Source organism: Nocardia sp. NPDC051030 (genome assembly GCF_040683015.1).
GTDB lineage: Bacteria > Actinomycetota > Actinomycetes > Mycobacteriales > Mycobacteriaceae > Nocardia.
Genome location: NZ_JBFBCD010000003.1, coordinates 384,942 through 399,087, shown reverse-complemented (window position 1 = coordinate 399,087; position 14,146 = coordinate 384,942). Strand labels below are relative to the sequence as shown.

The 14,146-nt window shown below is 66.2% G+C and carries 15 protein-coding genes; 9 read left to right on the top strand and 6 right to left on the bottom strand.

Annotated elements, in window-relative coordinates:
- The first annotated feature begins 160 nt into the window (after positions 1–160).
- A complete protein-coding gene (locus AB0N05_RS10990) occupies positions 161–955 on the top strand; it encodes a hypothetical protein (RefSeq protein WP_364690756.1) in 795 nt (264 codons plus the stop codon).
- A 75-nt stretch (positions 956–1,030) separates the two neighbouring features.
- On the top strand, positions 1,031–1,897 hold the full coding sequence (locus tag AB0N05_RS10985; protein ID WP_364690754.1) for a hypothetical protein: 867 nt from the start codon (positions 1,031–1,033) through the stop codon (positions 1,895–1,897).
- Here AB0N05_RS10985 and AB0N05_RS10980 read toward each other — a convergent pair.
- The 4 genes from AB0N05_RS10980 to AB0N05_RS10965 all read right to left on the bottom strand — a co-directional run bounded on the left by AB0N05_RS10980 (position 1,841) and on the right by AB0N05_RS10965 (position 5,070).
- Positions 1,841–2,677 (bottom strand): cytochrome c biogenesis CcdA family protein, encoded by an 837-nt coding sequence (locus AB0N05_RS10980; protein ID WP_364690751.1) that lies wholly within the window; start codon positions 2,675–2,677, stop codon positions 1,841–1,843. The genes AB0N05_RS10985 and AB0N05_RS10980 overlap by 57 nt on opposite strands.
- Positions 2,674–3,468, bottom strand: a complete 795-nt coding sequence (locus AB0N05_RS10975; protein WP_364690748.1) for a DsbA family protein — start codon at positions 3,466–3,468, stop codon at positions 2,674–2,676. Before AB0N05_RS10975 ends, AB0N05_RS10980 begins: the two co-directional genes overlap by 4 nt.
- A gap of 108 nt (positions 3,469–3,576) precedes the next feature.
- On the bottom strand, positions 3,577–3,975 hold the full coding sequence (locus AB0N05_RS10970; protein ID WP_364690745.1) for a hypothetical protein: 399 nt from the start codon (positions 3,973–3,975) through the stop codon (positions 3,577–3,579).
- A gap of 39 nt (positions 3,976–4,014) precedes the next feature.
- Positions 4,015–5,070 carry an Lrp/AsnC family transcriptional regulator gene (locus AB0N05_RS10965; RefSeq protein WP_364690742.1) on the bottom strand — a complete coding sequence of 352 codons (1,056 nt, stop codon included), beginning with the start codon at positions 5,068–5,070 and terminating at the stop codon, positions 4,015–4,017.
- Positions 5,071–5,173: 103 nt separating this feature from the next.
- Between AB0N05_RS10965 and AB0N05_RS10960 the strand changes: the two genes are divergently transcribed.
- The 4 genes from AB0N05_RS10960 (at position 5,174) to AB0N05_RS10945 (ending at position 8,712) form a co-directional block, all read left to right on the top strand.
- Complete coding sequence (locus AB0N05_RS10960; protein ID WP_364690739.1) at positions 5,174–6,340, top strand: lactate 2-monooxygenase; 1,167 nt, start codon at positions 5,174–5,176, stop codon at positions 6,338–6,340.
- A gap of 154 nt (positions 6,341–6,494) precedes the next feature.
- Positions 6,495–7,640: a VCBS repeat-containing protein gene (locus AB0N05_RS10955; protein ID WP_364690736.1), complete on the top strand. Its 1,146-nt coding sequence runs from the start codon at positions 6,495–6,497 to the stop codon at positions 7,638–7,640.
- Between the two features lie 155 nt (positions 7,641–7,795).
- Positions 7,796–8,371 (top strand): VanZ family protein, encoded by a 576-nt coding sequence (locus AB0N05_RS10950; RefSeq protein ID WP_364690733.1) that lies wholly within the window; start codon positions 7,796–7,798, stop codon positions 8,369–8,371.
- Between the two features lie 32 nt (positions 8,372–8,403).
- Positions 8,404–8,712, top strand: a complete 309-nt coding sequence (locus AB0N05_RS10945; protein ID WP_364690731.1) for an antibiotic biosynthesis monooxygenase family protein — start codon at positions 8,404–8,406, stop codon at positions 8,710–8,712.
- A 15-nt stretch (positions 8,713–8,727) separates the two neighbouring features.
- Here AB0N05_RS10945 and AB0N05_RS10940 read toward each other — a convergent pair whose 3' ends face one another.
- On the bottom strand, positions 8,728–9,282 hold the full coding sequence (locus AB0N05_RS10940) for an HD domain-containing protein (RefSeq protein ID WP_364690728.1): 555 nt from the start codon (positions 9,280–9,282) through the stop codon (positions 8,728–8,730).
- A gap of 78 nt (positions 9,283–9,360) precedes the next feature.
- The gene (locus tag AB0N05_RS10935) at positions 9,361–10,329 is read right to left on the bottom strand and encodes an alpha/beta hydrolase (protein WP_364690726.1); all 969 of its coding nucleotides are present in this window, start codon (positions 10,327–10,329) and stop codon (positions 9,361–9,363) included.
- Between the two features lie 55 nt (positions 10,330–10,384).
- On the opposite strand from AB0N05_RS10935, the gene AB0N05_RS10930 reads away from it, so the two are divergent.
- The 3 genes from AB0N05_RS10930 to fadD8 are packed head-to-tail and all read left to right on the top strand — an operon-like array spanning position 10,385 to position 14,122.
- The gene (locus AB0N05_RS10930) at positions 10,385–11,233 is read left to right on the top strand and encodes an SDR family NAD(P)-dependent oxidoreductase (protein ID WP_364690723.1); all 849 of its coding nucleotides are present in this window, start codon (positions 10,385–10,387) and stop codon (positions 11,231–11,233) included.
- 53 nt (positions 11,234–11,286) lie between these two features.
- On the top strand, positions 11,287–12,480 hold the full coding sequence (locus AB0N05_RS10925; protein WP_364690720.1) for a Nonspecific lipid-transfer protein: 1,194 nt from the start codon (positions 11,287–11,289) through the stop codon (positions 12,478–12,480).
- Positions 12,481–12,514: 34 nt separating this feature from the next.
- Positions 12,515–14,122, top strand: coding sequence for a fatty-acid--CoA ligase FadD8 (gene fadD8 / locus AB0N05_RS10920; protein WP_364690717.1), 1,608 nt, complete (start codon positions 12,515–12,517; stop codon positions 14,120–14,122).
- Positions 14,123–14,146: the final 24 nt, after the last annotated feature.

Here is a 14,146-nt window from a genome sequence, read left to right as displayed (position 1 = left end):
GTAGACGGCGCTGGTGGCGAAGGACTTTCGGCCTTAGTCGCCGTGATTGCGACCGACGGCTACTTCCCCGATCGGGTAGTGCACTACTCGCGAATCGCGGTGCGCACGGCTCTAACCTGGCCTTTCGAGCGCCGAAAGGCTCGGCGGCGAGGGGAAAGCCATGATCGATATCGTCACCTTGCGCGGGACCGGGGAGCAGCGCAATAGCGATGGAACACCGGCGGGGATGCTCCGTGATGTTGCCAAGCTTCTCGACACCGATAAATTCAATCTGTGGGAACCGGATTGGCCCGCGTCCATTGGGCCGACTCCGGATCTCTGGGGACCGTCGCTGGACACCTCGGTGCGGCGGGGCATCGCAGCGGGAGTGCAGGCCATCCAGGATTCGCCGAATGTGTGTGCGCTGCTGAGCTATTCGCTGGGCGGGATCGTGGCGAGCACGATTCTCGAGGGAGTCCGGGCCGGGCGGTACACCAATCTCGACGGGTCGCCACTCGAAATCGCCTTCATCGTCAATATCGCCAATCCCATGCGGCGGCGCGGACAGTCGGTCGGGAACCTGTGCCCGAGCGACACTTACGGGCTGCATCGTGAGCGCGGGCTGTGGCCTGCCGGAGTGGATGTGCGCGAGTACGCGAATCCGAACGACATCATCACCTCCTCCCCCGGGAATTCGCCGCTGCGCCTCATCGACGCCGGGATTTCACCGTTTTCCCTGGTGGAGGGTGCGCGCATCGGAGATCTCACGCCGCTGCTGTTCCATGAGCTCCTGGAGTTCCTGCTCGCGGACCCGGTCGCGAATATCGACCGGTACGCGGCCGCGGTGCGCGGTCTGCTCGGCTACCTCACACCCTGGCCGGACGGCGAGCACGTCCGCTACTCGGGTCACGAGATGCCGGGCACCGGCGTGCTGTGGACGACCCACGCCGCCGACTACTTGAACGCCAACTACTGACGGCCGAATCCGGGCCGCGCCCACCGATTTTCCACGAATCACCTGACCGCTACGACTGTCGTAGAGTCATCGGCTGTGGGTTCGGTACGGGAATGGGCGCGGCAGCAGGTGGAGACCGTGCGGGAGGATCCGGACGCGCGGGTGGCGCTGGCGCTGAAGTTCTATCCGCCGCATCTGCGGGAGTTCGGGCGGGCCGAGGCGACCTTTCTGCGGTGGGAAATCGACCGGGGCGTCATGCATCCGGTGTCCGGCAGCCCGTGGTGGCAGGCGGTCAATGATCGGCTGTTGATGGACAAGCTGGAGGCCGGAACCGAGGCGGCCGAGAACGAGACACCGTCCACCGGGGCGGTGTTCTGGCGGGACTTCCTGGCAGCCCCCTCACCGCGCACCTGGTATCGCGCCCACAATCGCAGCGTCGTCTCCGGTTACCTCGACAGCGAACATCTGGCCGCCGCCGAGGAGGAGTCCGAGCGCTTCCTCATGAATGTCACGCTGTCCCGGGTTCTGTTCACGCATCTGCTGGCCGAACAGCCGAGGATCGCGGTCGGCCGATTCGCCCCGCTGGGTCCGCGAGTTGCCGACCCGCGCGGCCGATCCGTGCGGGTCTTCCTCGACCTGCACAATGCGTTTCCCATGGTCTATCCGCTGAGCCGGGTGCCGCTGGCGGAGATCCTCGCGACCGAGGGCCGACTGGCACGCCTGATCGATTACGGTCTTCTGCTGCCGAAAGTGACTCGGCTGTACCGAGTTTCGGCGGAGCTGCTCGCCGAGCCCCGGCTCAACACCCTGCTCGAGGATGGCCTGTTCCGCTATGCGGATGTGCGGCTGACACATGCGCAGCTGCGGCCCACCGTGGTGAGCCGAGCTGTAGCCCGGCTCACCTCGTCAGCGCGTGCGATCCCGCTCACCGCGGAACAGCCACCACGCCGCCCCGGCGAGTAGACCCACACCGCCCAGGAGCAGCACCGTGGTGTTGGAGACGGCGTCGCCGAGTGCCTTCACCTTGTTCTCCAGCTCGAATTCGGTATCGGTGCCGATGAATCCGGGCAGGGCGGACGCGCCGTCATAGATCAGGAAGAGTGCGCCCAGCAGGATGAAGAAAAGGCCGGAAATCAGTGAGGTGGTGTGCAATTCGAAGCGGCCGACACTGATCGACCGGCCGCGCAGCCAGCGCTTCTTGCCGAGATCGAATCTGTCCCACAGCAAGGCGAGGACGAACAGCGGCACCGACATGCCCAGCGCGTACACGGCGAGCAGCAGGCCACCCTGCACGGGCGAACCGCCCACGGCCGCCACGGTCAGGATCGAGCCGAGGATCGGCCCGGCGCAGAATCCGGCGAGGCCGTAGACCAAGCCCAGCGCGTAGACGGCACCGGCCTGTTCCGGGCGACCGGTCCGGGTCGCGGCGCGTTGTGCGAAGCCGACCGCGAAACCGCGGCCCACGATCTGCAAGACGCCGAGCACGATGATGGTCCAGCCACCGATGGCGATCAGTAGGTCGCGGTGGCCGATGAACAGTCGGCCCGCGAACGACCCGGCCGCACCCAGCGGAACCAATGTGGTGGCGAGCCCGAGATAGAAGATCCCGGTGCGTCCCAGCAGCTTTCCGTGCGAACTGAACGAATACGCGAAGAAGCTCGGCAGCAGCAGTGCGCTGCATGGGCTCAGCAGGGCGAGCAGGCCGCCGAGGAAGGCGGCGAAATAGCTGATGCCGCCGGTCATTCGGTGTGGTCCGCGGTCTGCTCCGCGGCTTCGATCATGGCCTCGAACTGGTCGAGAGGCTGCGCGCCGAGGACGGGCCTGCCATTGATCAAAAAGGCCGGGGTGGAGGTGATTCCGAGGTTGTAGCCCTCATTGGTATCGGCGGCCAGGGCCTTGTTCGCGGCGTCCGAGTCCAGGTCTGCGCGGAATTTGTTCAGGTCCGGGACGCCCGCCAGCCGGGCGATCTCGGCCATGCGCTCGGGTGTGAAGACGCCGGTGTTCTTCTTCTCAGGGCCGTTCTCGAACAGCGCCTTGTGCATTTCCCAGAACTTGCCCTGCTGCCCGGCCGCCCAGCTCGCCCGGGCGGCGGTCTGGGATTCATCGCCGAAGATCGGGAAGTTGCGCCATTCGATGCGCAGCACGCCGGTGTCGACGTATTTGGCGATCAGGTCCGGTTCCATGGTGAGGCCGAACTTGCGGCAGTACGGGCACTGGAAGTCGGAGTATTCGATCATGACCACGGGTGCGTCGACCTTGCCGAGGCCCGTCGGGTCGGTCGCGCTGCGGCGGGCCAGTTTCGCCAGCTGGCGGTAGGTCGCCTCCTGGCCGGTGGCGGCGGGCTCTTTGCCGGTGGCGGATTTGATGTCATTGCCGCTGTTCATCTGGATGATGGCGGTGAGCAGCAAGCCGCCCGCGGCCACCAGGGCCAGGACGCCGAGGACCTTGCGAAGGCGTGAACTCGGCTGCGGGGCGGGCTTTTTCGAGGTGCGGGACTTCTTCGAGGGACGAGCGGAATCGACTCGGCGAGACATGGGTACTCCTGAACACCCGCCGGTGATGCGGGCATGGCTCTACGGATGATGGGCACGACAAGACCGGGCACCGTGCTGGAAATCGAGAGGGGTGTCCCGGTGGGTCGTCTAAATCCGCAGGACCGTGGTGAGATGCGGGGCCGACAGCGGCCGATCCGGCGAACCCTGCCCTTCCGCGTTCGGCACAGTCCAGTACGCCGCGTCCGCTTCGAGCTGTGCGGCACGCATGGCCAGGGGCAGATTGCCGCCCTCGCGCGGGGCGATGGCGGGGACGACGGCTCCGGCCGCATCGGTGCCATCGTTTCGATTGCAGCGCGGCGACTGACCGACGGAGCTCTTGTCGGCGAAGGCCGCGTGGGCGATCGGCTGACCGGTCGCCGATGCCTCCGACGCCGGACCGCCCTCGGCGATCATCCCGACCACCAGCCCGAGCAGGGCGAGCACCACGGCGACCAAGGCCCTCCGGCGCTGGAGCCGTCGCGGCGGCACGTCGGGGAGGGCGGTCACGACCGGCACCTTACCCGATCAATTCCGCTTGGCAGTAACTCAGCTTTTGCCGACTCGACTCACCGGGACCGCGTTGTGCCAGACATCGGGCGGGACGACGGCCCGGGATCGGCCGTGCCGGTCGAGGATTCGGCCGAGCAGCTTCTCATGGCGGAGGGTGATGGTGCGTTCGGCGATGGTGAGCTCGGGATGCAGTGTGACGAGCTGGTTTTCGAACCGGGTGACCTCGGCGACCGAGTGCAGCCCGGCTTGGATCACCAGATTGTGCGGGCCGCTCACGGCGGCGCAATTACGGGTCTGCGGCTGCCGGATGAGGGCGTATCCGATCTCGGGGAGGGCGGCGGTGGGGACCGTCGCCCAGTAGGTGACGGCGACCGGCCAGCCGCCGAGCGGGCGGGCGAAATCGCAGCGGAAGCTCAGCAGGCCGAGACGGGTGAGTTCGTCGACGCGGCGTTTGACGGTGGAGTTGCTGGTGCCGAGTTCGGCGGCGACCGCACTGTAGGAGGCGCGGCCATCGCGGGCGAGTTGCTCGATCATGGCCCGATCCAGGGCGGTGACGCGGCGGCGATCGCGGTCCGCGGCGGCGGTGACGGCCGGGACGCGCAGGCGGTCACGCTGATCCGGGGCGAGGGCGTCGATGCGCCAGCTGCCGCCCTCGGCGAACCAGTGCGTGACGATGCTCGCGCGGACGGCGGCGATGTGTGGGACGGCCGGGAGGATATCGAGTGTGTAGCGGGACATCTGGTCGAAGTCGCCGGTGGCGGCGGTGGCGAGTATGCGATTGCTGCCGCCGGAGCGTTCCAGGGTGAGCATGTGCGGATGCTCGGCAAGCGCCCGCACAACCGTGGCGGTTTCTCCTGCGGCGCAGTCGATCTCGACGTAGGCGGCGCAGACGTGGTCGAACAGTGCCGGGCCGGGTGAGACGCACACCCAGGCTTCGCCGCGATCGCTCAGTCGTTGCCAGCGGCGGGCCACGGTGACGGGGTCGACGCCGAGGACACCGCCGAGTTCGGTCCAGGAGGCGCGCGGACGCAGTTGCAGGGCGTGAATGAGGGCCAGGTCCTCCTCACCCAGCAGCCTGACGTCATCCTGCATGCAAATCCGCCTTCTTGACCGCATCCTGCGATTCGATCGGTTCCAGCGCTCAGTCTCGCACAATGAACTCGCCCCGAGGAATGTGGCGACGAGAGGTGAAGTGATGGCATTCGGTGACTATCAGAACGAGATCTACTTCAACGGATTGCGTGGTGTCGTTCCGGCGCTGCCGGTGAGCTTCGGCGAGCTCGCCGAGCGCGCGGAGCAGGCGATGCCGCCGTCCATCTGGTCGTATGTGGCCGGTGGGGCGGGCGATGAGCGGACGCAGAATGCCAATGTCACCGCCTTCGATCGGTGGGGGCTGATCCCGCGCATGTTCGTGGGCGCGGCGCAGCGGGATCTGTCCACCGAACTGTTCGGAATGACGCTGCCCGCACCGGTTTTCATGGCTCCCATCGGGGTGATCGGGCTGTGCGCACAGGACGGTCACGGCGATCTCGCCACGGCGAAGGCGGCGGCCAAGACCGGGGTGCCGATGGTGGGGTCCACGCTGATGGTCGATCCCCTGGAGGATGTCGCGGCCGAGTTCGGGGAGACGCCGGGCTTCTTCCAGCTGTACACGCCGACCGATCGGGATCTGGCGGCCAGCCTGGTCGAGCGCGCCGAGAAGGCGGGCTACAAGGGCATTGTGGTCACCCTCGACACCTGGGTCACCGGGTGGCGTCCGCGCGATCTGTCCACCGGCAACTTCCCGCAGCTGCGCGGGCACTGCCTGGCCAACTACTTCACCGACCCGGTATTCCGTACGAGCCTGGCGCAGTCGCCGGAACAGGATCCGCAGTCTGCCATCCTGCGCTGGATTCAGGTCTTCGGAAATCCGCTGACCTGGGCCGATCTGCCGTGGCTGCGATCGCTCACCAAGCTGCCGCTGATCGTGAAGGGCATCGGGCATCCCGATGACGCACGGCGAGCGCGGGATGCCGGTGTGGATGGCATCTACTGCTCGAATCACGGTGGGCGGCAGGCCAATGGCGGACTTCCGGCCCTCGACATGCTGCCCGACGTCGTCGCGGCCGCCGAGGGGCTGCCGGTGCTGTTCGACTCCGGCGTGCGATCCGGCGCGGACATCATCAAGGCGCTCGCACTGGGGGCCACGGCCGTCGGCATCGGCCGCCCCTACGCCTACGGCCTCGCGCTCGGGGGTGTCGACGGCATCGTGCATGTGCTGCGCACGCTGCTGGCCGAGGCGGACCTGATCATGGCCGTGGACGGCTACCCGACGCTGAAGGACCTCACCCCTGACGCGCTGCGTCCGGTAACGGGTCATTAGCCGAGGCTGCGATTCGGCAGAGTGCACGAGTCGGACCTAGATCGGTCCGACAATCGGCCGAATTGCGTTGAAGCCAAATAATTCTCGATCTCGATTGTCTTAGAGTCCGTGGCCACCACCCAATGGTGGTGCTACTCGAGCTCAGGAACACCGTATGCACGCACGCATTTTCCGTACCTGCTTCGTCCTCACCGCGGCCGTTTCGGCGGCCGTCCTCGCACTGCCGAACTCGGCGTGGGCTGCGGGGCATATCAATTTCGCGGCCTCCGTGGATTCCCCATCAGGGGGTTCGTTCCCATCCTGGGGGCCGGGGCCATCGCCGATCGGCATGGTGGGGGCGGACTTCACGGGGGACGGCAAACAGGACATAGTCGCGGCCGATTTCGGCGGGGACGGGCCGATTCTCATGGCGGGCAAGGGCGATGGCACCTTCGCGCCCGGCACCCGGGTCGGCTCGGTCGGCAATGGCTACGGTGCGATCGCCGCCGGTGACCTCAATGGCGACGGCAAGATCGATGTCGTCGCGCAGGCCTGGACCTCGATCGCGGTCTTCCTGAACAATGGCAACGGCACGTTCCGGGTGGGCGAGAAGTACACCACTCTCGAAGGCGCACAACAGGAAGTGATCGTCACCGACGTGAACGGCGACGGCAAAGCCGATGTCCTGAGCCTGATCCCGACCGGTGTGCAGACCTGGCTCGGCAATGGCGACGGCACCCTCGAGTCCGGCTCATCCTCCATCATCGCCGGGGCCGCCGCGGCCTTCACCACCGGAAAGTTCAACTCCGACAACAAAGTCGACATAGCCATCAATAACGACCTCCTGCAACAGGTGGAGGTTTTCACCGGCAATGGCGATGGCAGCTTCACCAAAAAGGGTTCCAGCACAGCCGGTCTCATTACCGAGGACGTCCGCGCGGGTGACTTCGATGGCGACGGCATAGACGACATCATCACCGCCGACTCCTTCTCCTTCAGCACCACCGTCCTGGTCTCCGACGGCAATGGCGGCTTCAAGAAGACCAACCGCATCACCTTCTCCGGCCTCGGCCCCACCAGCATCGCCGTCGGCGACTTCGACCACGACGGCAAACTCGACGCCGCCATGTCCGCGGTCATCGACTCGAAGATGGTCATTTTCAGTGGCAATGGTGACGGCACCGTCACCAAGACCGGCGATTTCGCGGTGACCTCCCAGCCACAGACCCCGGTGGTCGCTGACTTCAATGGCGACGGCAAGCCCGATATCGCCGTGGCGGGCAGCTCGAACGCGGTCTCCTTCCTCAAGAACATCTCCTGACCCACCAGACCATCTCCGAATAACCGGCGGAGGGCTCGGCCCCGAGGACCACCTTCGGGGCCGAGCCCCCGCCGTTGTGCCGAAACTGTGCAGATCCGGTAGTAAACCCCCACGCAGCCAGCTGATCTCGCCCTTCCCGCGGATACCGTGGCCACATGCAGCAGGTATGGGACTCATGGGGCAATGTCCTGATGGTGTGGGCGCTATCGGTGCCGCTCGTGACAATCGGCGCAATACTGCTGGTGCGCCACCGAATTCGCCGCGGCCGCCCGCGCTCCGAGGCGATCCGCTGGACCGTCGCGGAAGCCGGACTCCTCCTGGGCACCCTCCCCTGGATCTGGATGATCCTCACGCCCACCTCGGGCCATCGCCGCGTGATCCTGGTCCCCTTCCAAGACCTCTACGCCACCGTGAGTGAAGCCTCCTTCAACTCACTGGTCCAGATCGCCGCGAACACCCTGTTGTTCGTCCCCCTGGGTCTCCTTCTCCCCCTGCGTTTCTCCCGCTGCGCCGGAATCCTCCGCATGGCCCTCATCGGCGCGGCGATCTCCACCTGCCTCGAAACCGCCCAGTACGTCCTGGACCTGGGCCGCTTCTCGTCGATCGACGATGTCATCATGAACGCGACCGGCGCGGCCCTGGGGGCATCCCTCACCCGAGTGAATCCATTTCGGACATGGTTGTCCGAGACCAGTCCGATCGAGGGACGGTCCGCAGTACCATCCGTGTGACGTCATCGTTGGGACGTGCCAAGGAGGCTGGGATGCCGAGGGTTTCGCTGCTGTCCCGGGTCAAGGTGAAGAACGGTCGCGGCGGGGAGTTCGTCGACACGTTTCAACCGGTGTTCGAGCAGGCCGAGAAGGAGCCGGGAACACTGGTGTACCTACTGAACAGGTCACGCGAGGATCCGGACCTGTTCTGGGTTTCCGAGGTCTACGCGGATGAGACCGCCTTCGCCACTCATCAAGGCAGTGCGGCAATGGCCGCGGCCGCCGGAGCCTTCAGGGAATTGATCGCGGAAGCGGAATTCCTTCGGGGCGAACCCCTTGCCAGTAAGGGGCTTTCGGGCTGAACAGCGGTCGCACCGTCACCACTTGATCATCGGCAATGGCGATAGTGGATGGGTGCGCAGACGCTTCGCGCCGAGTTGGAGCAAGCGGCGATGGAATCCGGCGTCAGGGAATTCCGCTTCGAGACGGCGATATTCGGCACGACTGACGCCGAAGCGGCCCAGTCGTCCCATTTCGACGTCGACGGCGTCGGCTCGGCGGAAGATTTCCACGCGATCGGACGGGGCGGCGGCACTGCGGAGTCTGTGGTGTTCGCCGATCATGTTGGTGACCACGGGGATCAGGTCGGGACGGGCGATGTCCCGCAGCCATGCGACGGCCAGGTCCACCGACGGTGCGAGATAGTCGAAGGTACCGGCCGTCCAGACTCCGAGATCATGGAATGCGGCCGAGGTCAGGAACTCCTCGCGTTCACTCGGCACGGGTTCGAACCCATACGCGGCGGCCAGCACATCGCACAGCCGAAGCACCCGCAGCACATGGTTCGTATACCCGATCCGATCCTCACCGAGGTGGTCGAACCAAGGCTCGAGGCGGCGGTCGACCGCCGCCCGAAGAATGCTGGTGCTCATGAGCACTGAGGATAGGTCGAGTGTTCACTGGTGCAGGCCCGACCCGGCGTGTCGCCTGCATCAGTGAACACTCGTCCCTCAGTTCACGCCCAGACTCTTCAGGGCATCTGTGAGGAAGGTGTTCACGGCCTCTGGACGTTCCAGTTGGACCAGGTGCCCGGCGGCGGGGATTTTGACTACCTCACGGAGATCGGGGACGTTGGCTCGCAGGGTGGCCAGGGGGTCTCGGCCGCTGAAACCTTCCATGTCGGGGTCGTTTTCGCCGTAGAGGAAGAAGGTGGGGACCGGGACTTTGGCCTCCGCGTAGTCGGCTGTGAGTTCCCAGTTGCGGTCGAGGTTGCGGTACCAGTTGAGGCCGCCGGTGAAACCCGTGCGTTCGAAATCGGCTACCAGGGTGTCGAATTCGGCTTGGGAGAGCCACGGCCAGGGCAGCGCGGGGGCTTGCGGGAGGACGTCGAGGTAGCCGAGGCCCGGGGGGTTCTTCCAGGTGTCGAGGTAGTGGTAATCGCCGGAGAGGGAGTAGTAGACGCGGGCCAGGAAGCTGCGGGGGTCCGCGGCCAGTTCGGCGTCGGCAATACCTGGAGTTTGGAAATAGGACAGGTGCAGGAAGTGACGTTCGGCCGCCTTGGTCCAGAAACCGGACGGGGGCCGGGGCGGGCGGGGAGCGAACGGGTTGTTCAAGACCGCTACCGCCGCCACGCGTTCGGGGGCGCGTAGGGAGAGTTCCCAGACCAGTTGGGCACCGAAGTCCAGGCCTACGAAGACGGCCTTTTCCGCGCCGATGTCGTCCAGAAGGAAGAGCAGGTCACGGATCACGGCCTCGTTCGTGTATGCCTCGACCTCGGCCGGAGCGTCGGTGCCGCCGTAGCCGCGCAGGTCGGGGGCGATAGCGTGATATCCGGCCGCGGCCACGGCTTCCAGCTGGTGATGCCACATGAACCAGGTGTGCGGGAAGCCGTGACAGAAGATCACCGGGAACCCCTCACCCTGCTCCGCGATATGCATGCGGATCTCTCCGGTATCCAGCGTCCGATGCGTCAGCTCCACTGCTGCCTCCCAATTTCTAGAACACGTTCCTATTTCAAGGTAGTGTCCAGAGGTCGTGAGCGAAATACCCAAGATTCTCGCCGGCCGGGTCGCGGTGGTGACCGGAGCCAGCCGCGGCATCGGCAAGGGCATAGCCCTGGAGCTGGGCGCGGCGGGGGCGACCGTGTACGTCACCGGGCGCACCGTCACGCCCGGACACCTGCCGGGGACCGTATCCGCGACCGCCGCCGAGATCGATGAACTCGGCGGACACGGGGTCGCGGTGGTCTGCGACCACAAGGACGATGCCGCCGTGGAGAAGTTGTTCGCGCAGGTGCGCGATGACCACGGGCGACTCGATGTGCTGGTCAACAATGTCTACAACTCCCCCGCCGCCGCCCGCTGGCTCGGCCGCAAGTTCTGGGAGGTGCCACCCAAAGCGTGGGACGAGACGTTCTCCATCGGAGTCCGATCACATTATGTGGCAAGCGTTTTCGCCGCACCACTGCTGATCGAAACCGGTGGGCTGATCGTGAACGTGTCCTCGCCCGGGGCGCAGCGGTATATGCACAATGCCGTCTACGGCGTGGGTAAGACGGCCCTCGACCGGCTCACCGCGGACTTCGCACACGATCTCGCAGAGACCGGCGTGACGGCCGTTTCGCTGTGGCCGGGCATCGTGAATACCGAACTGCTGCAAATGGTTCCGGCCGATGCCGAGGGCCGCCGACTGGTCACGCTGCCCGGTGAGGGCACCTTCGATCTGGACGCCGCCGAATCGGCCCGCTTCCCCGGGCGGGCCGTGGTGGCCCTCGCCGCCGATGGCAATCGTCGCGCCCGCACCGGCCAGTCGTGGAAGGTGGCGGACCTCGCCGAGGAGTACGGCTTCACCGATATCGACGGCCGCATACCGCGCGCGGACTAGCCCCGAAAACATTTCAGGACAAGACCTTTCGGAACAGAGGAGTACCAGAACTTATGCGTCGCGCTTTCATCGTCGGAGTCAATATGACCCCGTTCGTGAAGATCGGTTCCCGCGAGTGGACCTACCCGGAGATGGTCGGCGAGGCCGTCAATGGCGCGCTCGGTGATGCCGGAATCGGCTACGACCAGGTGCAGCGTGCCGCGGTCGGCTATGTGTTCCAGCCGTCGGCGGCCGGTCAGCGCGCCCTGTACGAGGTGGGGCTGACCGGGATCCCGGTGGTCAATGTGAACAATAACTGCGCCACGGGCTCCACCGCGCTCATGCTGGCGCGCGAATGGGTCGGGGCCGGAATCGTCGATGTGGCACTGGCTGTCGGCTTCGAACAGATGACCAAGGAGGCCATGGCGGGCCCGGCCACCAAACCGAAGGTCACCACGGTGGACTCGCATCTGCGGGTCAACCGTGAGCTTTTCGAGTTCTCGGCCGCACCCATCACCACCCAGTTCTTCGGCAATGCGGCCATCGAGCATATGAAGCGCTACGGCACCACGCCCGAGCAGCTGGCGCAGGTGGCGGTCAAGAACCATCAGCACTCGACCCGAAATCCGTTGGCGCAGTTCCAGGATGCGTACACCCTGGAGCAGGTGCTGAGTGATAAGCCGGTGCACGGGCCGCTGACGCGTTCGCAGTGCTCGCCCATGTCCGATGGCGCGGCGGCGGCCGTCGTGGTGAGCGAGGACTTCGTCAAGGCGCACGGGCTCGAATCGCAGGCCATCGAGATCCTGGCGCAGGAGCTGGCCACCGATGACCTGGCCTCCTTCTCGACCGGGTCCATGATCGATGTCGTCGGTGCGCCCATGACCCGCGCGGCCTCGCGAAAGGTGTTCGAGACGGCCGGGATCGGCGTCGAGGATGTCGATGTGATCGAGCTACACGACTGCTTCTCCATCAACGAGCTCATCACCTACGAGGCACTGGGCCTGTGCGGTGAGGGCGAATCGGGCGCGCTGGTGGAATCCGGCGCAACCACCTACGGCGGCAAGTGGGTGGTGAACCCGTCCGGCGGGCTCATCTCCAAAGGCCACCCGCTCGGCGCGACAGGCCTCGCCCAGGCCACCGAATTGTCCTGGCAGCTGCGCGGACTCGCGGGCGAACGTCAGGTCGAGGGCGCGCGCACGGCGCTCGCCCACAATCTGGGGCTCGGCGGCGCGGTGGTCGTCACCCTGTACGCCGCCCACACGGCATGAACACCGGAACGAACCGGACGGAGTTGGAAACGCAATGACCACAATCGATCCCGATACCCGGCTGCGGCTGCCCGTGCACAATGGCCACGCGCTCGTGGCCGGGCTCAAGCGGCATCGCAAGCGCCCGGTGCTGACCCTCGGGGACCAGGTGCTCACCGGCGGTGAGGTGCTCGACGCCATCAGCCGCTATATCGCAGTCTTCACCGAATACGGTCTGGTGGCGGGCAGTCCCGTCGGCGTGCTGGCGCTGAACCGCCCCGAGGTGCTGTTCACCATCGGCGCGGGCCAGATCGTCGGGCAGCGGCGCACCGCGCTGCACCCGATCGGCGGACTGGACGATCACGCGTATGTGCTTGCCGACGCGGGCATTTCGACGCTCATCCTGGATCCGGTCCCGGCGTTCGTGAAGCGCGCCCGCGAACTGGTGGACATGGTGCCGAGCCTGACCCGCGTGCTGGTGCTGGGCCCGGTCCCGGACGAGCTCGCCGATGTGGGCGTCGACCTGCTGGCCGCGGCCGACAAGTACGAGCCGCAGCCGGTCGAGGCCACCGATCTGCTGCCCGACGATGTCATCTCGATCAGCTACACCGGCGGCACCACCGGAAAGCCCAAGGGCGTCATCGGCACCGCGCAGACCATGGCGGCCATGACGCAAATCCAGCTCTCGGAATGGGAGTGGCCCAAACGGCCCAAGTTCCTGATCTGCACACCGCTCTCGCATGCGGGCGCGGCGTTCTTCCTGCCGGTCGTGCTGCTCGGCGGGCAGTGCGTGGTCGTGCCGCGCTTCGATGCCGGTGACGTACTGCGCGTCATCGAGGAGCACAAGATCAGCGCCACCATGCTGGTGCCGTCCATGCTCTACGCGCTGCTGGATCACCCGGATTCCAAGACCCGCGATCTGTCGTCGCTGGAGACCGTCTACTACGGCGCGTCCGCCATCGATCCGAATCGCTTGCAGGAGGCCATCGACCGGTTCGGGCCGATCTTCGCGCAGTACTTCGGACAGTCCGAGGCGCCCATGGCGATCAGCTATCTGGGCAAGGAGGAGCACGACAAGGAGCGACTGACCTCCTGTGGCCGTCCCTCCACCGCGGTCCGGGTGGCGCTGCTGGATGCCGAGGACAATGTGGTCGCGCCCGGTGAGGTCGGCGAAATCTGTGTCTCCGGACAGCTTCTCGCGGCCGGGTACCTGAATCTGCCCGAGGTCACGGCCGAGACGTTCAAGAACGGGTGGCTGCGCACGGGTGACCTGGCCCGCCAGGACGAGGACGGTTTCCTGTTCATCGTCGGGCGCAGCAAGGACATGGTCGTCACCGGCGGATTCAATGTCTTCCCGCGTGAGGTGGAGGACGTGGTCACCGAGCACCCGAAGGTTCTGAATGTCGCGGTCGTCGGCGTCCCGGACGCGCAGTGGGGCGAGGCTGTCACCGCGGTGATCGTCCTGGAGGCCGAGACGGCGGGCGACCCCGCCGCCATCGAGGTCGTGATCGCCGAGATTCAGCAGACCGTGAAGCAGAAGAAGGGGTCCGTGCAGGTACCCAAGCACGTCCTCGTCATCGACGCGCTGCCGCTCACCGGTCTCGGTAAGCCCGATAAGAAGGCGGTCCGCCTGATCGCCAACGAACGCCTCGGGATCGCCTGATCCCTCATGGTTCCGGATCGCCTG